The sequence below is a fragment of the Streptomyces sp. NPDC058371 genome, from assembly GCF_042723265.1.
GTDB lineage: Bacteria > Actinomycetota > Actinomycetes > Streptomycetales > Streptomycetaceae > Streptomyces.
Map to the genome: position 1 here is coordinate 357,373 of NZ_JBHXJC010000006.1, position 19,321 is coordinate 376,693.

Below are 19,321 nucleotides of genomic sequence, written 5' to 3' on the forward strand. Positions count from 1 at the left end.
TATTCCGGACGTACGGTCAGACGGGTGACGGTGGCTGGATCCTGACGACGATCTTTCCGGTGTGCCTGTTGGACTCCATCAGGCGGTGGGCGTCCGCGATGCGGTCGAGGCCGTCGAAAACCTCGCTGACAAGCGGCCGGAAACCGCCGTCCCGCAGACCGGCGTTCAGGAAGGCGGTGGAGCGGCGCCGGCCCTCCGGTGTGCTGGTGAGGGCGAAGTTGGCGTAGGTGTGGATGGTCAGCGGCCAGTTCCAGGGCAGCTCGGCCGGGCGCCGGTCCAGCCAGCCGTAGACGACCATCGAGCCGCCGTCCGCGAGCGCCTCGCCCAGCGGGCTGAAGCCGGGGCCGCCGATGGCGTCGAAGATCACCTCGGCGCCCCGGTCGCCGGTGAGCCGCCGGACCTCCTTCGCCACGTCCGGCGTGCCGGTACCGGAGACGATCACATGCTCCGCCCCGAGGTCGAGCAGCTGCCGCTTCTTGGCCTCGCTGCGGGTGGTGGCCAGCGGGACCGCGCCGATGCGGCGGGCGACCTGGATCGCGGCGGTGCCGACTCCGCTGGACGCGCCGGTGATCAGGACGTGGTCGCCGGGTCGCAGCCCGGCGGTCTCCAACAGGGCTCCGTACGCCGTCGTGTACGTGAGCCACGAGGCGGCGCCCGTGACGGCGTCCACCGACTCCGGGCGGGGCACGAGCGCGGTGTCGGGCAGCACCACCCGTTCCGCGTACACACCTTGTGTGCCCATCTCGATGCCGGGGCCGGTGGTCACCGGGTCGCCGACGGCGAATGCGGTGACGCCCTCGCCGGTCGCCTCGACGGTCCCGGATGCCTCGTAGCCGAGGCGGGAGCCGGGAAGGGTGGGCTGGTAGTAGTACGTGCCGGCGCGGAAGAGGGTCTCGGCGCGGTTGAGACCCAGCGCCTCGACACGGACCAGGACCTGACCGGGGCCGAGGGCGGGCAGTTCGACATCCTCGACGGTCAGGACGTCGGGGCCGCCGGTCTCGTGAAAGAGCACGGTGCGTGCGGTGGTTGAGGACATGCCGACGACGCTAGAGGTCCACAGGGAGACGATCCATGCCGGTGGATCTCGCTTTCATGTCCGTACGTCTCGCTGTCTCACCAAGACGCTACGGTACGAACATGGACGTACTCAGCGACGCCATCGCCGCGATGCGCACCGGACGCCCGCACTCCTCGCGCCGGGACAAGCACGCGCCCTGGGGCATGCGGTTCGAGTCCTCGGACGGGGCGGGGTTCCATGTGGTGCTCCAGGGATCGGCCTGGCTGCTCCCGGCCGCGGGCGAGGCGGTGGCGCTGGGGCCGGGTGACGTGGTGTTCCTGGCCCATGGGCGCGGGCACGCGCTGGCCAGCGATCCCGCCGTACCGCTGGAGGACGTACGGCTACGGCCGGACGGCAGCTGGCCCGAGCCGTCGCCCGCGCGGGAGGGGGCGGGTGGCGCGCCCACCGTGTTGCTGTGCGGGGCCTACCAGTTGGACCGCGCTCGCGTGCATCCCCTGCTGTCCGAGCTGCCCGAGGTGGTCCACCTGCCCGCACGGCTCGGCGCGCACCGCTCGCTGCGGGCGGCGGTGGAGCTCCTCGGGATCGAGCTGGAGGAGTCGCAGCCGGGCTCGGACACGATCGTCACGTCCCTGCTGGACACGCTGCTCCTCTACATCCTGCGCGCCTGGTGGCAGCGCGAGCGGCATGGTTCGGGGCATCCCACGGGCTGGGCCGCCGCCCTCGCCGATCCGGCGGTCGCGGCCGCGCTGCGCGCCATCCACGGCGCGCCCTCCCACCCCTGGACGGTCGAGGAGCTGGGCACGCGCGGCGGTCTCTCCCGAGCCGCCTTCGCCCGTCGCTTCACCGCGCTGGTGGGCGAGCCGCCGCTCAGCTATCTCACCTGGTGGCGCATGATCACGGCCGGCCGGCTGCTGCGCGCCGACGACACACCGCTCCGCGTGGTGGCCCAACGCACCGGCTACACCTCGGAGTTCGCCTTCGCCAAGGCCTTCAAGCGGGAGTACGGGGTGGCACCGGGCCGGTACCGCAGGCGGGTTCCCCCGGTCGCCGCGCCGTCCGGACCCGCACCGGCCGCCGAGCGGGACAGCGCGGTCCTCCTGGCGGACGGACTCCTGGCGGACGGACTCCTGGTGGAGGAATGACAAAGGGCGCCCCCGTCCAGCGGTGGGCGCCCCTCGGGAGTGCCGTTCGGGTCACTTGTTCAGGTGGGCCCAGAACTCGTCGAACGAGAGGAGCTTGTCCCCGTTGAGGTCGCGGGAGGCGATCACGGCCTCCGCCACCGACTCGGTGACGTTCCAGTCCCCGCCCTGGGCGAGAGCGGTCTTGAACTCGGCGGGCGTGATGAACCCGTCACCATCCGTGTCGATCCGCTCGAACGCCTTGCGTGCTTCCTCGATGTCCGCCACCGGATCCGCCCCTTCTTGGTGCATAACGCAGGCCCTGCGGCCCTACTGACGGAGGTCAGATTAACGGTCCGTCCCGGCCTTCAGTGCGGCGACCACCCAGACGAACTCCTCACGGTGCGCGAGCGGGGCGCCCTGACCCCGCACGGCGAGCAGCAACTCGCGGTAACGGGCGAGCCGTTCGTTCGAGGCCGACTCCAGTCGTTCCAGAACGGCGGCCCGGTCGGCGACGACATGAGTGCCATCTCCTCTGCGGTGGAACCGCGTCGCGCCACGGTCGACAGCACTGACCGGGTCACCCTCAGGGAGCGGATCTGCGCGTCCAGGGCCGCCACATGCGTGGCCGCCACCTCCGCCACCGTCGTCTCGCCCGCCGGCACCCTGCACCCGTCGTCGAGGCCGAGGCCCAGTTCGCGCAGGGTGCGGACCAGCTCCAGGCGGGCCACCGACGCGGCGTCGTAGAGCCGGTAGCCACCCGAGGAACGGGCCACCGGGGGCAGGGCGCCCTCGTCCGACCAGTACCGGATGGTGCGCACGGTGAGGCCGGTGCTCCGGGAGAGCTGCCCGATGGTGAACAGACCAGTGCCGTCTTCGATCATGTCTGGGAGTCTGGGGCCCTCCAGCGGGTGGAGACTCAAGTGAGGGAGCGGGGCGTCATGGCGGACACGCTGCGGGACGTTCTGGACGCGGCGGCCCTGGGCGTCTTCCCGCATCCCGACGGGGCCACGGTCGTCGTACCGCAGCCTTCCTCCCGTGACGCCGGCGTCCTCGCCTTCACCGCGCACTCCGTCGTCTTCACCGACGAGGACGAGGGGTGGGTGCGCGAGACGCTGGCCCGGCTGGACTGCGACGCGCTCGCCGCGACGATGAATCCACGGTTCCTCGCCGCGTTCATGGAACGCACGGGGCGGTCGAACGACACGATCGACCTGCTCGCCGTCGCCGCTCCGCTCCCGGGAGCACCGCCGCTCGCCCTGACGGAGATCGAGGACCCGGACCATCACCGGGTGGCCCGGGCGCGCAAGCACCGCGACGAGGTGCGGGTGTGGGCGGCCGACGGCGGGGTGCTCATCCTCGGCCGCGGGGTCGCGGGGCGGCTGGAGGTGGCGGTCGAGGTGGACGAGAACCTGCGGCACCGGGGGCTCGGGCGGGCGCTGGCCGCGGCCGCCCGGCATCTCGCCGACGAGCCCGTCTGGTCCCAGCTGGCACCGGGGAACGCCCGCAGTCTGCGGGCGTTCCAGTCGGCCGGCTACCGCCCCGTCGGGGCGGAGGCGCTGCTTCTCGCCCACTGAGGCGGGCGGCCGTTCTCAGTGCCAGGGCTCGTAGTGCGGGTTGCTCTCGCAGTCGCTCAGCATCTCGGTCTTCGTCTTCTTGTCGACCGGGCAGACGCCGACGACGTACTGTCGCGCGATGCCGCCGGGGAAGGCGACCTCGACCTGGTCGGCCCACTTGTGGGTGTCACCGATGGTCTTGTTGACGTCCACTCCGCCGGGGGCGTCGATGTAGTAGTTGTAGCCGCTCTTCCACCACGTCTTGTAGAGGTCGTGGTCGTAGGTCGTGGAGACGTACGGCGAGGGCTGGTTGACGAGGACGTACTGCTCGATGTCGTACTGGCCGCCCTCCACGTCCTTCGGATAGAAGCCCTGCTCGAAGACGGTGGCGGGGCCGCGGGAGTCACTGCGGTAGAGCGTGCCGCAGGTCCGGCGCCAGACCGGCTCGGGGGTGATGCGGCCGACGTCCACCCGGCGGTCGGCCGCGGCGGTGAGCGGGTCGTAGAACTGGGGACAGGCGGGCGCGGCGGCCCGGGCGGGCGATACCGAGGGCGTCGCGGGAACCGTCGCGGCGGAGGTCGCGAGGACGGCCGCCAGGGACAGGACGACGACAGCGGCCCGCCGCCGCAGGCGAGTTGTGATCATGGCAAGCACGATCTCGGCTCTGCGGCGACGGGCCGGGGACCCTCACCCGTACGGCGGCGAGTCGGTCAAGTCCGGTTGCCGGGCGCGGTGTTGGCCAATGCCCTTCGGTTCAGCGGAAGATGCCGGTGTGACCCAGGGAGTAGCGGCCCGGCTGCGGGTACACCGCGAGGCCGTGCGGGCCGCTGCCGACCGGGATCCGGGCCAGCTGGATGCCGGTGCGGGTGTCGATGGCGTACACCTCGGAGTTGTAGCGGCCGGACAGCCACAGCACCTTGCCGTCGGCCGAGACGCCGCCCATGTCGGGGCTGCCCCCGTCGGGCAGGTGCCACTTCTTGGTCAGCCTGTTCTGGGTGAAGTCGAAGATGGAGATGGTTCCTTCGCCGCGGTTGGAGATGTACATCTCGCGCGAGTCGCGGCTGACGTACAGGCCGTGGCAGCCCTTGCCGGTCGGCAGCAGCGTCGGCTTGGAGAAGGTGTCGCCGTCCAGCACCCACACCCCGTCGGCCATCATGTCGGCGACGTAGAACTTCTTGCCGTCCGGGGAGATCTTCACGTCCTGCGGCATGGCGCCGTCGTACGGCAGCTTCTGCTGTGCGACGACCTTCATCTTCTCGGTGTCGACCTTCAGCAGCTCGCCGCTGAACTCGCAGGAGACGATGAAGTAGCGGCCGTCGAGGGAGAAGTCGGCGTGGTTGACGCCGTAGCAGCTGACCGGCTCGGACTTGACGCGCTTCATGGTGTGCGCGTCCCGGAAGACCAGTTCGCGGTCGAGGGAGGCCATCACGATCGCGTACTTGCCGTTGGGCGTGAAGTACAGGTTGTACGGGTCGTGCACGTCGACGGTCTTGCCCGCCTTGCCGGTCTTCGGGTCGATCGGCGTGAGGGTGTTGCCCTTGTCGTTGTTGACCCACAGCGTCTTCAGGTCCCAGGAGGGGACGACGTGCTGGGGCTGGGCGCCGACCGGGATCGTCTCGATGACCTCGTAGGTGGCGGGGTCGATGACGGAGACGGTGTTGGAGTTGGTGTTGGGGACGTACACCCGGGACGGGAAGTCCTTGACCACCGGGGAGAGCCTGCCCGGGCGGTCGGCGGCGTAGACGTCCGTCGGGTCGAGCACGGGCGGCATCCCGGGCAGGCCCTTGACCGTCTTCTCCTGCGGCGGGGCCGGCTTGACGGCCCCCTTCGTGCCGAGGGCCTCGTCGGCGTGGTCGTCGGCCGCGCCTCCGCAGCCCGCGAGGGCGGTGAGGGCGACGCCCGCGATCAGGGCGCGCTGGATGAGATTCCGGTTGCGGTGCATCAGCTCAGCAGCTCCGTGGTGGTCACCGCGCGCAGGCCGCGGCGGTCGAGTTCTTCCAGGACGGCGGGGAGCGCGGCGACCGTGTCCGCGTACCCGAAGTGCAGGCTCACCACGGACCCGTCGCGGATCTCACCGGCGATCTTGCGGGTCACGGCGGGGGAGCCCGGCGAAGTGAAGTCGAGCGAGTCGACGTCGTACGACAGGACGTGCGGGTAGCCCACGCGGCGGGCCACCCGCTCCACCAGCGGCGAGGCCCGCGGGGTGCGCGAGGGGCGGAACCAGGTGCCGATGGATCCGGTCAGCCGGCGCAGCCGGTCCGCGCACCCGCGGATCTCGGCGTACGCGTCCGTCTCGGACATCGCGTTGATGTCGAGATGGCGCAGGGTGTGGTTGCCGAGGTCGTGGCCGCCGTCGAGGATCCGGCGGGCCATGTCCGGGTGCTCGTCGAGCCAGCTGCCGACGGCGAGCACGGTGACGCGGGCGCCGCCCTGCTCGGCCTCGCCGAGGACGGCGCGCGCGACGGCGGGGTCGCCCTGGCCGTGGAAGGTGAGGGCGACTTGGGGTCGGGTGCGCGGGCCGTGCTCGATCTGCACGGGCTGCCGCGGAAACCGGCGGGGCGTGGGTGCCGCCCTCGGCGCTCCCGGGGGCGGGGATGTGCCGGGTGTGCGGGCCGGCGCGGCCGGGTGCACGACGGCCCCGGTCGCGGAGCACGAGGTGGCGAGGGCTCCGGCTGCGGCGAGCCCGGCGCCCGTGCGCAGCGCCGAACGGCGGTCGGTCGTGGTCACCCGCACCATTTAAGGGTGATTCACCCCGAAAGATGCCTATTGACCGGTTTGGCGGAGGGTGCGGGTCGCGGGGAGCGCGGGGTACGACGTCGACGGCCCGGACGGACGGGACGACCGGACGACCGGAGCTACGCGCGGACGGGACGACCGGAGAACGGCAGCCATGCGCGGACCGGACGACCGGACGACCGGGGGCATACGCGGACCGGACGACCGGGGCATTCGCACGCAGGAGCTGTGCGCGCACGGCGCGACCGGACGCTTCGGGCCCACCGCTCGCTCACGCAACCCCCACCTCACGGCCCGAATCTCTTGTGGATCAGCAGCGCGCGTCTGCGATGGTCGAAGGTGCGACATCCACCCATTGACCCGGGCCGTGGTCGTCGCCGGCACCGCGGGGCACACCCCAACTGGCTCCGCGGCGCCTCGGGAGGCCCCGACTGCCCAGCAGTCGGGGCTTCTGCGCGCCCAGGGGTGTCAGCGGTCGGCGACGCGCATCTCGAACCAGGTCGTCTTGCCGCGGGGCAGCAGATCCACGCCCCATCGGTCGGAGAGCTTGTCGACGAGGAAGAGGCCGCGTCCGCTCAGGTCCATCTCCTGGACCGGCAGCAGACAGGGCAGGCCGCGGGAGGGATCGCGGACCTCGATACGGATCCAGCCGCGGCGGCGGCGCATCCTGAGCCCGAAGACCCGGGCGCCGGTGTGCCGCACGGCGTTGCCGACGAGTTCGGAGACGAGCAGCACCGCGTCCTCGGTCATCTTCGGCGTGAGACCCCAGTGCCGCAGCACCACGACCTGGGTGAGCCGACGCGCGGTGGCCGCGGACTCCGGGCGGGACGGCAGGGGCACCTCGCCCTCCGTCGGATTGCCGAACAACTCCAGTGCCTTGAGCGCCCGTTCGTCCTCGATCGCAGGCGACCAGCGCGCCGCGGTCGCACTCCCGTGCCGCCGCGGCTGTTCGATACCCTCCAGCCCCGCCATGCCCCCATCATGGCCGCCCAGAACGCCCTACGGGGCGGTTCCGAGGGAATACGCCCCCCGGAACCGCCCATTCCGATGCATCCGATCGGCATATGCCCCAGGTAATTCAAGAACTTCCGCAGCCCGGCTGAGCTGGGGTGATTCCTTGGTTCGGAGCACTCACCAGTGACCCCCGGTCAGTTGACCTTAAGGTTGCCTTAAGGCTCACATAAACCAGCCCTTCGAGGGACACCGGGTAAGACACCGCGTCAACTGCAAGTGGATCAGCGGAACTTGGCGGCCCGATTTTCCCCGGTGACGCACCGCCGATACGAGCGACGCCACCGCCGATCCGAGCGACGCGACCGCCCACCCGAGCGACGGCGCCGCCACTACGAGCGACGCCACCGCCGGCACCCGCATCGGTTTGCGCGTCCGTCAGAGGAACTTGGCCTTCCCCGGCCCCTCCTCCACGAAGCTGCGCATCCCGCGCTCGCGGTCCTCCGTCGCGAACAGCCCCGCGAACCAGTTCCGTTCAATCGCGAGCCCGGTCTCGATGTCGGTCTCCAGCCCGGCGTCGACCGACTCCTTGGCGGCGCGCAGCGCGATCGCGGGCCCCTGCGCCAGCTTCGCGGCCCACGTGTGCGCCTGCGTGTACACCTCGTCCGCGGGCACGACCCGGTCGACGAGGCCGAGCGTGAGGGCCTCGTCCGCCTTGACCATCCGGCCCGTGAAGATGAGGTCCTTGGCGCGGGAGGGCCCGATCAGCCGGGAGAGGCGCTGGGTGCCGCCCGCGCCCGGGATCAGCCCGAGCAGGATCTCCGGCTGGCCGAGCTTCGCGTTCTCGCCGACGATGCGGTAGTCGGCGCAGAGCGCCAACTCGCAGCCCCCGCCGAGCGCGTAGCCGGTGACGGCGGCGACGACCGGCTTGGGAATGCGGGCCACGGCGGTGAAGGACTCCTGCAGGGCCCGGGACCGCACGACCATCGCCGCGTGGTCCATGGCCTGCATCTCCTTGATGTCCGCGCCGGCCGCGAACACCTTCTCGCCGCCGTACAGCACCACGGCGCGCACGTCCGTGCGGCGCCCGGCCTCTTCGGCGAGTTCCTTGAGCCGGTCCTGGGTGGCGACGTCCAGCGCGTTCATCGGCGGACGGTCGAGACGGATGGTGCCGACGCCTTCGGCGACTTCGAGATGCACAGTCATGGGAGCAGGTTAGTAGCCGTTAACCCAAACGGGCCCGGTGTGCTCAGTCACAGCACACCGGGCCCGTACGGAATCGCCGGCTGTCAGGCGGTCCAGTCCGACCAGGACATGTTCCAGCCGTTGAGGCCGTTGTCCGGAGCGACCGTCTTGTCGTTCGAGTTCTTGACGATCACCACGTCGCCGATCATCGAGTGGTCGTAGAACCAGGCGGCGGGCGTACTCCGGTCGCCGCCACCACGTGCGTCACGCAGACCTATGCAGCCGTGGCTGGCGTTGTAGTTGCCGAAGGCGTCGCCGCCCCAGTAGTTGCCGTGGATGAAGGTGCCCGAGTTGGTCAGGCGCTGGGCGTCCGGCACGTCCTTGATGTCGTACTCGCCGCCGTAGCCGACCGTCTCACCGTTCATCCGGGTCACCCGCAGACGCTCGCTGATGACCATCTGGCCGTTCCAGGTGTCGTAACCCGCCTTGCCGGTGGTGATCGCGATGGTCTTGAGGGTCTTGCCGTCGCGCTTGACGGTCATCTTGTGGGTCTTGGCGTTCACCGTGGAGACCTGGCTGCGGCCGATGGTGAACTTCACGGTCTTGGTCTGCTTGCCGTAGACACCGGGCCGGCCCTCGACACCGTCGAGGTTGAGGGTGACGGTGACCTCGGTGCCGGCCTTCCAGTACTCCTCGGGCCGGAAGTCGAGCCGGTCGTTGCCGAACCAGTGGCCCTGCACGTCGACGGCCGGCTCGGTCTTGATCTTGATGGCCTTCTCGACATCCTCCGGATGCGTGATGCCCCGGGTGAAGTGGACCGAGAACGGCATGCCGACGCCGACCTTGGAACCGTCCTCCGGCGTGTAGATGCCGACGAAGGTGTTCTTCGGGGTCAGCGTGGTGAAGTCCGACTGCTCGGCGGACTCCCGGCCGTCGGCGTCCTTGGCCACCGCGTGGACCTTGTACTTGGTGGCCGAGGCCAGATGGGTCGCGGGCGTCCAGCTCGCGCCCCCGTCCGTGATCTTGCCGTCGACCGCGTTGCCCTTGCTGTCCTCGACCTCGACCTCGGTCAACTTGCCCTTGGCCGCGGTCACCTTGAGAGCGCCGCTGGTCTTCACACCGTCCGCACCGTCCTTGGGCGCTATCGTCACGACAGCCTGCGACGCCTTGGTGTCCGCGGTGTCCGAACCGCCCTTGCCCTTTCCGTCCCCGGACCCGGAGTCCGAGCCCCCGCCCCCGCCGCACGCGGTCACCGCGAGCATCAGGACACCCAGCAACAGCGCCAGGATCCCCTTGCCGCGGTGTGCGCGTGCGCCAACCGACGCCCCCGATATCGGTCGCCCGTTCACAGTCGTTCTCCCCTCGCACGGCCTGATCCAGGCCCGCACCCCAGCGCGTCCCACGCGCGTATCGCGTCAATTAATCACATGGCCAGGAGGGATGGCTCCCCGGGATTGTCACCGTTCAGTCCCAAGTTCAACCGTCCGGGACGCCGCTGGGGTTTCGTCGTGCGCGTACCGCTTTGTCGCGCTACTTCACCGCGGTGCCGGCTTTCCACTGCTTCCAGTCCAGGTTCCAGCCGCCCAGGCCGTTGTCGGGAGCGACCTGCTTGTCATTGCTGCGGACGACCTCGACCACGTCACCGATGATGCTGCGGTCGAAGAACCAGCCCGCGGGGGTCTGCGAGCTGCCGCCCTTCACGTCCCTCAGACCCACGCAGCCGTGGCTGACGTTGGTGTTGCCGGGAGCGCCCGGCGCCCAGTAGTTGCCGTGCAGGAAGGTCCCGGAGTCGGTGAGCCGCATCGCGTGGGGCACGTCCGGGATGTCGTACTCGCCGCCGAAGCCGACCGTGCGGCTGTTCATCCGGGTCACTTCCAGCATCTCCGTGACGACCATCTTGCCGTTGTACGTGGTCGTCTTGGGGGCGCCCGCGGTGATCGGCACGGTGGCGAGGAGGTCGCCGTCGCGGCGCACCTCCATGGTGTGCGCGGCGGCGTCCACCAAACTCACCTGACTGCGCCCGACGGTGAAGGTGAACGACTTGTACTGCAGTCCGTAGACGCCCGGGGCCGCCTTGACGTCCCGCAGCCGCAGTCCCACCGTGACCTGCGTCCCCGGCTTCCAGTACCGCTCGGGCCGGAAGTCGAGGCGGTCCTTGCCGAACCAGTGCGGGCGGATCTCCACGGCCGGGCGGGCGGTCACGTGGATCGCGCGCTCGACGGCCGCCCGGTTCTCGATCTCCCGGTTGAACTCCAGGGAGACGATCATTCCGGTGCCGACCGTGGAACGGTTCTCCGGTGTCACGTACCCGATGAACCGCTCGTCGGGGACGGCGGTGGTGAAGGTGGTGTGCCGCGCCGAGCGCCGCCCGCGCCCGTCCAGGGCCACCACGTCCACCGTGTACTTGGCGGCGAGGGCCAGCCCTTCGTCGTCCGGACGCCAGGTCGCGCCGTCGTCGGCGATGCTGCCGGGCACCGGGGACTCCTGCGCGTCCTGCGATTTGACCACCTTCACCGACTCCAGCCGGCCGCTGGGCACCCGCACCACCAGCTTCTTCCCCGGTCCCACGTTCTTGGTGTTGTCGTCCGGCGAGATCCGGATGACGTCCTCGGGCGCGCGGGGTTTGCCGAGCACCTCGTCCATCCCGTCGGAGGTGCAGCCGGAGGCGGCGGCCAGCAGGGCCGCCCATGTCAGTGCGGCGGCCAGCGCGGCCCCGGCGCGTCGCGCGCGCGTCAGTACGTGCATCACGAGGGTCCCAACGACCATGCCCCTCCTGGGGAAACGTGAGTGCGAGCCAAGCTGTGGGCAGAACAGTGGGGAGAACGACACGACGGGGAGCCGTGGCCGGGACGCCGGGGCCGGTTTTCGTGCGTTCCATCGAGCCGCGGGAGGCTGACCGGTGTCGAGCGCACCCGAGCAGGAGGCAGTCCAGGAAGGACGTGCCGTGGGCGGCGGGCTGCCCGTGCAGTCCGCCCCCCTGAAGAACGGTGGACCGCGTGCGGCGCCCGTCGTACCCGTGTGGCCGGGTGCGCCCACTCCGCTCGGCGCGCGTTACCGGGTGGGCCCCGACGGTGTGGCGGGCACCAACTTCGCGCTGTGGGCGGGCGGGGCGGAGGCGGTGGAGCTGTGTCTCTTCGACGAGCGGGGCGAGACCCGGGTGCCGCTCACCGAGCTGACGCACGAGATCTGGCACGGCTTCGTCCCCGGCGTGCTGCCGGGCCGGCGCTACGGCTTCCGGGTGCACGGCCGCTGGGACCCCTGGACCGGCGCCCGCTGGAACCCGGCGAAGCTGCTGCTCGACCCGTACGCGCGCGCCGTGGACGGCGACTTCGGTCTGCCGCCCGAGGTGTACGGGCACGTCCGGGACTGGCCGCAGCAACAGGTCGCGGACACCGTGCGCGACGACCGCGACTCGGCTCCGTACGTCCCCAAGGGTGTCGTCGTGCACGATGACGACGACTGGGCGGACGACCACCGCCCGAAGACCCCCTGGGCGGACTCGGTGATCTACGAGCTGCACGTCCGCGGCTTCACCCGACTGCATCCGGACATCCCCGAGGAACTGCGCGGCACGTACGCCGGTCTGGCGCACCCCGCGGCCATCGACCATCTGGTGAAACTCGGCGTGACGGCCGTGGAGCTGCTGCCGGTGCACCAGTTCGCGCACGAGGACCACCTGTTGCGCAAGGGTCTGCGGAACTACTGGGGTTACAACTCGATCGGCTACTTCGCCCCGCACGCGGGCTACTCCGCGACCGGGACGACCGGCCAGCAGGTCGGCGAGTTCAAACGGATGGTCCGCGCGCTGCACACGGCCGGCATCGAGGTCATCCTCGACGTCGTCTACAACCACACCGCGGAGGCGGGCGAACTGGGCCCGATGCTGTCGCTGCGCGGCATCGACAACCGCGGCTACTACCGGCTGCAGTCGGACGCGCGGCGGTACACCGACTACACCGGCTGCGGGAACACCCTGCACGTGGTGCAGCCGCACGTCCTGCGGCTGATCACCGACTCGTTGCGCTACTGGGTGACGGAGATGGGGGTGGACGGCTTCCGGTTCGACCTGGCGGCGGCACTGGCCCGCTCGATGCACGACGTCGACATGCTCTCGCCGTTCCTCGCCGTCATCGCGCAGGATCCGGTGCTGCGCCGGGTGAAGCTGATCGCGGAGCCGTGGGACGTGGGGTCGGGCGGCTATCAGGTCGGATCCTTCCCCCCGCTGTGGACGGAGTGGAACGACCGCTACCGCAACGCGGTGCGGGACTTCTGGCGCGGGGCGCTGCCGGATGTGCGGGATCTGGGCTACCGGCTGTCGGGGTCGAGCGACCTGTACGCCTGGGGCGGGCGCCGGCCCTACGCCTCGGTGAACTTCGTGACGGCCCACGACGGCTTCACCCTGCGGGACCTGGTCTCGTACGAGCACAAGCACAACGAGGCCAACGGGGAGGGCAACCGGGACGGGACGGACGACAACCGCGCGTGGAACTGCGGGGCGGAGGGCGAGACGGACGAGGAGCACGTACGGGAGCTGCGCCGGCGTCAGCTGCGGAACCTGCTGACCACCCTGCTGCTGTCGACAGGCGTGCCGATGCTGGTCGCGGGCGACGAGCTCGGGCGGACGCAGCGGGGCAACAACAACGCGTACTGCCAGGACAACGAGGTCAGCTGGGTCGACTGGTCGCACCTGGAGGATCCCGGGTGGCGGGCGCTGTTCGACCTGACGTCCCGGCTGATCGCGCTGCGGCACGCGCATCCGGTGCTGCGCACGCGGGCCTTCTTCTCCGGGGCGGCCCATTCCGCCGACGGGTTGCGGGACCTGGCCTGGTTCACGGCCCGGGGCGGCGAGATGACGGAGCGGGACTGGTACGCGCCGGCCGCGACGCTGGGGATGTACCTGTCCGGGCGCGACATACCCGGCCGGGACGCGCGGGGTGCACCGGTCGTGGACGACAGCTTCCTCGCCGTACTGCACGCGGGAGACAGGCCGGCGAGCTTCGTCCTGCCCGGGCCGCCGTGGGCCGCGCGGTACGAGGTCGTGGTCGACACCTCCCGGGAGGAGCAGGAGGAGGCGCCGGGGGTCGTTCATCCGGCGGGTGCCACGATCGCCGTACCGGCCCGGGCGGTCCTGCTGTTGCGGGTGGTGGGCTGAGAGGGGGCTTCGCCGGAGCAGGGAGCGGCCCCCTCGAACGGGCTGAGGTCCGTACCGCGGCCGGGGTTCACCGAAAGGCGGTTTCCGCTCTGTGGACACCTCCTTGACGCTCCGGCCGCTCCCCTGGCAACGTCCGTGGCCATGAGGCTTTCCGCTGATCACCCGCGCGCGGTCACCGCGCTCGTGGAGCGGCGCCACGTCGACCTGTGCCGGCAGTCCAGCGCCATCTGTCGCTGACCCCGTAGCGCGCTCTCTTTCCTCCTCCTCGCGTCCTGATTGGGAACCCGCATGCCCGAAGCACGCTCCCCGCTGCCCTCCCCTGCCCGGAACGGGATCTCGCGCCGCCTGTTCGGCGGTCTGATCGGTGGCGGAGCCGTCACCGCGATGGCCCAGACCGCCGCCGCCGCGGCGCCCGCGGAGCGGCCGTTCCAGGCCCGGGCCGGCGGCTCCGGTTCCGGCCGCCCCAACCTCCTGGTCATCCTCGGCGACGACCTCGGCTGGGCCGACCTCTCCTCGTACGGCGCACCGCACATCAGGACGCCGCACCTGGACCGGCTGGCCCGCCAGGGGGTGCGCTTCACGGACGCGTACTCCGGCTCGGCCACCTGCTCCCCGACCCGGTTCAGTCTGTACACCGGGCGCTATCCGGGCCGTACGAAGGGCGGGCTCGCCGAGCCCGTCGCGGACAGGTCCCAGGGGCTGGACCCGAGCCACCCCACCCTCGCCTCCCTGCTGAAGAAGGCGGGCTACTCCACCGCGCTGATCGGCAAGTGGCACTGCGGTTGGCTGCCCGACTACAGCCCGACCAAGTCCGGCTGGGACGAGTTCTTCGGCAACCACGGAGGCGTCCTGGAGTACTTCTCCAAGCTCGGCCAGCTCGGCGACTACGACCTCTACGAGGGCGACGCGACCTACCAGGACCTGCGCTACTACACGGAGGTCCTCACCGAGCGGGCGGTGGAGTACGTCGGCCGCAGGCACGACAGGCCGTGGCTGCTGAACCTCAACTTCACCACTCCGCACTGGCCCTGGCTGAGCGAGGAGGACGCCGAGACCGGCGCCGTGATCGCCGCGCGGATCCGGGCCGCGAAGAGCCAGGCGGAGGTGAGCAACGCGCTCAACCACTTCGACGGCGGCTCGGTCGCGAAGTACACCCAGATGGTCGAGAGCCTCGACGCGGCCGTCGGCGAGGTGCTCGCCGCGCTGCGCCGCTCCGGGCAGGAGGAGAACACGGTGGTGTACTTCGCCAGCGACAACGGCGGGGAGCGCTGGTCGTACCTCTGGCCGCTGAGCGGTGAGAAGTTCGTGCTCCAGGAGGGCGGTATCCGGGTGCCGACGATCGTGCGCTGGCCGCACCGCATCGACGGCAACCAGGTCAGCCACGAGCCGAACTTCTCCCCCGACTGGACCGCGACCTTCCTGGAGGTGGCCGGCGCCCGGCCCGACCCGGCGTACCCGCTGGACGGCACCAGCCTCGCGGACTATCTGCTGAAGGGCGAGAAGCTGCCGGAGCGCGACCTGTTCTGGCGGGTGCGCGCCAACCGGGCGCTCAGGCGGGGTGATTGGAAGTACTACCGGGACTCCGCCGGCAAGGACCACCTCTACGACCTCGGCGCCGACCTGCGCGAGCAGGCCGATCTGGCGCCCGACAGGCCGGAGTTGCTCGCCGAGCTGAAGGCGTCCTGGGAGCGGACCGCGAGCGGCCTGCTGCCGTACCCGGCCGCCTAGGACCGGCCCTGGTCAGCCGAGAATCCCCCGGTCGTACGCCACCGCCACCGCCGCGGCACGGTCCTTCACGCCCAACTTGGCGTACAGGTGGGTGAGATGGGTCTTCACCGTGGCCTCGCTGATGAACAGCACCCGGGCGATCTCTCGGTTCGACGTGCCCTTGGCGACGAGGCCGAGCACCTCGCGTTCCCGGGCGGAGAGGGCGTCGTTGCCGGCCCCGGCGGGGGTGCGTACGGCTGACACCAGCCGGGAGGCCACCGCCGGCGACAGCACCGTGCGCCCCTCGGACGCGGCGCGAACCGCCGTGAAGAGCTCGTCGCGCGGCGCGTCCTTGAGGAGATAGCCGGTCGCCCCCGCCTCGATCGCGGGGATGGTGTCGGAGTCCGTGTCGTACGTGGTCAGTACGAGGACCTTCGCGCGGGCGCCGCGGCGGGCGAGCTCGGCGATGGCCTCGACTCCGTTGCCACCGGGCATGCGCAGGTCCATCAGGACGACGTCGGGGTCGAGGAGGGCGGTGAGGGACACGGCCTCGACACCGTTGGACGCCTCGCCGAGGACGGCGAAGCCGGGCGCGGACTCGAACATGCCGCGCAGCCCGTCCCGGACGACGGGATGGTCGTCCACGATGAGGAGGCTGATGGCGGGCGGGCCTGCGGGAAGGGTGTCATCGGTCATGGCGGACCAACGGTACGCGAGCCGACACCGCGGTGCCGTGCCCAGGTTCGGCCTCGACGGTGAGCGAGCCGGCGATCCGCTCGGCTCGCGCCCGCATGCCGTCCAGGCCGAAGCCACCGGTGCCGGTGCGCTCGGACACGGCGAGGGGGTCGAAGCCACGGCCGTCGTCGCGTACGTCCAGGGTCACCTCGTCGCCCATGAAGGACAGCGTGACCCCGACGCGTGAGGCGGCGGCGTGCCGTGCGGCGTTCGACAGGGCTTCCTGGGCGATGCGCAGCAGGGTCGCCGACACCTCGTCGTGCAGCTGCTCGGTCGTGCCCGTGACGGTGAACTCGGCGCGGGTGCCAGTCCGTTCGGCCCACTCGGCGACCGTCTTCTTCAACGCCTCCGGCAGCCCGTCGTGCTCCAGGGCGCCAGGCGCGAGGTTCTGCACGGAGCGGCGGGCCTCGCCCAGGCTGTGCCGGGCCAGGTCGGCGGCCCGCCCCAGATGGGCGCGGGCGGCCTCGGGATCGGCGGTGTTCGCGACGACCTGGAGCTGGGCGATGATCCCGGTCAGGCCCTGCGCGATCGTGTCGTGGATCTCCGCGGCCAGCCGGCGGCGCTCGTCGGCGACGCCCGCCTCCCGTGCCTGGAGGAGGAGTTGGGCGTGCAGCGCCGCGTTCTCGTCGAGGGCCTGCTGCAACGCGGTGTTCGTGCGCTCCAGTTCGGCGATGGTGGCGGCCTGGACGAGGGCCCGCTCGTTCTCCTTGGCGTTGAGGTGGCCCATGATCGCGGCGAGGGTGACGTTGACGGCCAGCAGCCCGCCGAACACGGCCCAGCCGACCGCGCCGTGCGGTGGCAGCCCGCCGGACTGCGAACCGGCCACGACGACGACCGCGGCGATCACCCCCACCCGCACCAGGCGGCGGGGCAGCAGCCGCTCGACGTCGAAGTAGCTGGCGGCCGCGTAGAAGGCGTAGAACGGATTGGTCAGGGCGAGGACGAACGCGATGGCCCAGCGGGTCCAGAAGTAGCCGATGCCGGCGAGGGTCGGACCCGGTCTGCTGCGCATCGCCCCGGCCCACCACACCTGAAGGGCGAACGCGGCGAGCACCAGCGGCCCGCCCACGTACCAGTCCGTGCGGTTCATGCCGACAACGCCGGCCGTGGCCACGGAGAGGACGACGGCGACGCCGAGCAGGCCGAAGGGGCCGTAGCGGTGGAAGCTGGCCCAGCGTTCCTCCACGGTCCGCGCGGCGGCGGCCGCTGTGTCCGGTCGTGGGGTGGTCGTCATGCGTTCAGTCTGCACGGACAGGAGGTCGGTCATCGCTCACTCCCAGCGGAACCATCGACCGGCCGCACCCGTCAGCAGCAGGATCCACACGACCAGCACGCCCAGGTGGCTCCAGCCCGGCCAGTCGCCCGCGGCCGCCTGGTTCAGGGCCTGCGCGGCGGCACCGAACGGGGTGTACCCGACGATCCGGGCCAGCATGTCGGGCATCGCCTGCACCGGCAGCCACACTCCCGCGCAGAACATCATCGGGAAGAACACGGCGGACCCGATCGCGCCCGCGGTCTTCGTGGTGCGCGACAGCGCCGAGACCACGGCGCCCAGCGCGAGGGCGACCAGGACGGCGAGGAGCAGCGCGAGGGCGTATCCGAACGGCTGTTGGGGCAGCCGTACGTCGAAGGCGAGCCGTCCGACGGTGAGGGCGAGCAGCGCCGACACCAGGGCCGCACCTCCGTACACCGCCATCTGCGCGGACAGCAGGGCCGAGGACCGTACCGGCGTGGTGGACATCCGGCGCAGGATGCCGCGTTCCCGGTAGCCGGTGACGACCTGCGGCATCGACTGGAGCCCGCCCACGATCAGACCGAGGAGCACGCTCACCGGGACATAGGCGTCGACCGGCCGCAGGCCGTCGAAGGAGGGGTCGACGTCACGGAACGAGGGGATGGAGCCGAGGATCACCAGGAGCAGGGTGGGGAACAGCAGGATCCAGAAGAGCCCGCCGGGTTCGCGGCGGAAGAGACGGATCTCCGTCCGCAGTACGGCCGTGTTCACGCTCGGGCGCAGATCGGTGTTCACGCGGCGGCCTCCGTCAGGTCCAGGAACGCATCGTCCAACGTGGCGTCGGCGACGCGAAGTTGATGGGCGGTGATGCGGTGGCGGGCGAGCAGGGTGATGACGGCGTTGACCGTCTCGTCGGTGCCGGCCAACGTGATCCGGCCGTCCTTGTGCTCGGCGGAGGCGAGCCCGGGCAGCGCCTCCACGTCACGGGCGTCCAGCGGGGCCGACGGGGTGAAACTGATGACGGTCGAGCCCGCCGAGCGGCGGATCAGACCGGCCGGGGTGTCCAGGGCGGCGATCCGCCCCCGGTCGATCACCGCGACCCGGTCGCACAGGCGTTGCGCCTCCTCCATGAAGTGCGTGACGAGCAGGACGGTGACGCCGCCGGCGCGGACGTCCTCGATCAGCTGCCAGGTGTCGCGACGGGCCCGCGGGTCGAGCCCGGTGGTCAGCTCGTCCAGCACGACCACCCGCGGGTTCCCGATGAGCGCGAGCGCGATGAACAGCCGTTGTTTCTGGCCGCCGCTGAGCTTGGCGAACCGGGTGGTCAGCTTCTCGGTGAGGCCGAGCCGTTCGGCGAGGGGGCGCCAGTCGGCGGGGTGCGGGTAGAAGGCGGCGTACAGCTCCAGTGCCTCGCGCACGGTGAGCTTGGCCTGGAGTTCGCTCTCCTGGAGCTGTGCGCCGAGGACGCGGCTGGTGGCCTCGTGGTCGGCGACGGGGTCGAGTCCGGCGACGCGGACGCGGCCCGCGTCCGGGATCCGCAGGCCCTCGACGCATTCGACGGTGGTGGTCTTGCCGGCGCCGTTCGGGCCGAGGATCCCGAAGATCTCGCCCTCCTCGACGGCGAAGGAGACACCGTCGACGACGGTGCGGCCGCCGTAGGACTTGCGCAGTCCGCTGACTTCGATGACGGGCGTGGTGGTCATGGGTCGAGCCTCTCGTCCGGGCGGGTCCCGGCACATCGCCCATCGCGCTCGAACCGGCATCAGCCGATCGGTTGATGCGGCGGTACGACTCCGGGCCGGGTGCCCGTGCCGAGGTCGGCGCCTCCGGCAGGACTCAGGGCCCCGTGCGTCGAGGGAGACCGCAGCCCCGAAAGGGCCGGGTCCTACGACCATCGGCCCGCCCCGGTCCGGCCAAAACTCGGTGGGC

At 71.2% G+C, this 19,321-nt stretch carries 18 protein-coding genes and 1 pseudogene; 5 read left to right on the forward strand and 14 right to left on the reverse strand.

The window, feature by feature from the left end; translation table 11 throughout:
- Positions 1-16 precede the first annotated feature (16 nt).
- Positions 17-1,036, reverse strand: a complete 1,020-nt coding sequence (locus tag ACFWM2_RS21185) for a zinc-dependent alcohol dehydrogenase family protein (RefSeq protein WP_383281904.1) — start codon at positions 1,034-1,036, stop codon at positions 17-19.
- A gap of 101 nt (positions 1,037-1,137) precedes the next feature.
- Here ACFWM2_RS21185 and ACFWM2_RS21190 point away from each other — a divergent pair, with 101 nt between their 5' ends.
- A complete protein-coding gene (locus ACFWM2_RS21190) occupies positions 1,138-2,160 on the forward strand; it encodes an AraC family transcriptional regulator (RefSeq protein WP_383281907.1) in 1,023 nt (340 codons plus the stop codon).
- 51 nt (positions 2,161-2,211) lie between these two features.
- Here the strand turns inward: ACFWM2_RS21190 and ACFWM2_RS21195 are convergent, their stop codons facing one another.
- Both ACFWM2_RS21195 and ACFWM2_RS21200 read right to left on the reverse strand, forming a co-directional pair.
- Entirely contained in the window at positions 2,212-2,424 is a 213-nt protein-coding gene (locus ACFWM2_RS21195; protein ID WP_383281910.1) for an EF-hand domain-containing protein, read from the reverse strand.
- 227 nt (positions 2,425-2,651) lie between these two features.
- Positions 2,652-3,020 (reverse strand): annotated as a pseudogene (locus ACFWM2_RS21200) (MerR family transcriptional regulator); the annotation flags it as partial.
- A gap of 57 nt (positions 3,021-3,077) precedes the next feature.
- Between ACFWM2_RS21200 and ACFWM2_RS21205 the strand changes: the two are divergent.
- Positions 3,078-3,713, forward strand: coding sequence for a GNAT family N-acetyltransferase (locus tag ACFWM2_RS21205; protein WP_383281913.1), 636 nt, complete (start codon positions 3,078-3,080; stop codon positions 3,711-3,713).
- A gap of 15 nt (positions 3,714-3,728) precedes the next feature.
- Here ACFWM2_RS21205 and ACFWM2_RS21210 read toward each other — a convergent pair whose 3' ends face one another.
- The 7 genes from ACFWM2_RS21210 to ACFWM2_RS21240 all read right to left on the reverse strand — a co-directional run bounded on the left by ACFWM2_RS21210 (position 3,729) and on the right by ACFWM2_RS21240 (position 11,330).
- Entirely contained in the window at positions 3,729-4,337 is a 609-nt protein-coding gene (locus tag ACFWM2_RS21210; protein ID WP_383281916.1) for an ADP-ribosyltransferase, read from the reverse strand.
- Between the two features lie 109 nt (positions 4,338-4,446).
- On the reverse strand, positions 4,447-5,634 hold the full coding sequence (locus ACFWM2_RS21215; protein ID WP_383281918.1) for a YncE family protein: 1,188 nt from the start codon (positions 5,632-5,634) through the stop codon (positions 4,447-4,449).
- The gene (locus tag ACFWM2_RS21220) at positions 5,634-6,428 is read right to left on the reverse strand and encodes a polysaccharide deacetylase family protein (protein WP_383281921.1); all 795 of its coding nucleotides are present in this window, start codon (positions 6,426-6,428) and stop codon (positions 5,634-5,636) included. Before ACFWM2_RS21220 ends, ACFWM2_RS21215 begins: the two co-directional genes overlap by 1 nt.
- A gap of 468 nt (positions 6,429-6,896) precedes the next feature.
- Complete coding sequence (locus tag ACFWM2_RS21225) at positions 6,897-7,400, reverse strand: ATP-binding protein (RefSeq protein ID WP_383281924.1); 504 nt, start codon at positions 7,398-7,400, stop codon at positions 6,897-6,899.
- A 417-nt stretch (positions 7,401-7,817) separates the two neighbouring features.
- Positions 7,818-8,585, reverse strand: coding sequence for an enoyl-CoA hydratase/isomerase family protein (locus ACFWM2_RS21230; RefSeq protein ID WP_383281927.1), 768 nt, complete (start codon positions 8,583-8,585; stop codon positions 7,818-7,820).
- An 83-nt stretch (positions 8,586-8,668) separates the two neighbouring features.
- Positions 8,669-9,913, reverse strand: a complete 1,245-nt coding sequence (locus ACFWM2_RS21235) for an Ig-like domain-containing protein (RefSeq protein WP_383281929.1) — start codon at positions 9,911-9,913, stop codon at positions 8,669-8,671.
- 181 nt (positions 9,914-10,094) lie between these two features.
- Positions 10,095-11,330: an Ig-like domain-containing protein gene (locus ACFWM2_RS21240; RefSeq protein WP_383281932.1), complete on the reverse strand. Its 1,236-nt coding sequence runs from the start codon at positions 11,328-11,330 to the stop codon at positions 10,095-10,097.
- A gap of 133 nt (positions 11,331-11,463) precedes the next feature.
- Between ACFWM2_RS21240 and glgX the strand changes: the two genes are divergently transcribed.
- From glgX to ACFWM2_RS21255, 3 genes are all read left to right on the forward strand, one after another.
- Entirely contained in the window at positions 11,464-13,716 is a 2,253-nt protein-coding gene (gene glgX, locus ACFWM2_RS21245) for a glycogen debranching protein GlgX (RefSeq protein ID WP_383281935.1), read from the forward strand.
- A gap of 141 nt (positions 13,717-13,857) precedes the next feature.
- Positions 13,858-13,953 (forward strand): putative leader peptide, encoded by a 96-nt coding sequence (locus tag ACFWM2_RS21250; RefSeq protein WP_383281937.1) that lies wholly within the window; start codon positions 13,858-13,860, stop codon positions 13,951-13,953.
- A 51-nt stretch (positions 13,954-14,004) separates the two neighbouring features.
- On the forward strand, positions 14,005-15,444 hold the full coding sequence (locus tag ACFWM2_RS21255) for a sulfatase (protein WP_383281940.1): 1,440 nt from the start codon (positions 14,005-14,007) through the stop codon (positions 15,442-15,444).
- Between the two features lie 12 nt (positions 15,445-15,456).
- On the opposite strand, the gene ACFWM2_RS21260 is transcribed toward ACFWM2_RS21255, so the two are convergent.
- The 4 genes from ACFWM2_RS21260 to ACFWM2_RS21275 are packed head-to-tail and all read right to left on the reverse strand — an operon-like array spanning position 15,457 to position 19,095.
- Complete coding sequence (locus tag ACFWM2_RS21260; RefSeq protein ID WP_383281943.1) at positions 15,457-16,119, reverse strand: response regulator; 663 nt, start codon at positions 16,117-16,119, stop codon at positions 15,457-15,459.
- Positions 16,109-17,392 (reverse strand): sensor histidine kinase, encoded by a 1,284-nt coding sequence (locus tag ACFWM2_RS21265; RefSeq protein ID WP_383281946.1) that lies wholly within the window; start codon positions 17,390-17,392, stop codon positions 16,109-16,111. Before ACFWM2_RS21265 ends, ACFWM2_RS21260 begins: the two co-directional genes overlap by 11 nt.
- A gap of 36 nt (positions 17,393-17,428) precedes the next feature.
- On the reverse strand, positions 17,429-18,163 hold the full coding sequence (locus ACFWM2_RS21270; RefSeq protein WP_383282011.1) for an ABC transporter permease: 735 nt from the start codon (positions 18,161-18,163) through the stop codon (positions 17,429-17,431).
- Between the two features lie 20 nt (positions 18,164-18,183).
- Positions 18,184-19,095 carry an ABC transporter ATP-binding protein gene (locus ACFWM2_RS21275; RefSeq protein WP_383281949.1) on the reverse strand — a complete coding sequence of 304 codons (912 nt, stop codon included), beginning with the start codon at positions 19,093-19,095 and terminating at the stop codon, positions 18,184-18,186.
- Positions 19,096-19,321: the final 226 nt, after the last annotated feature.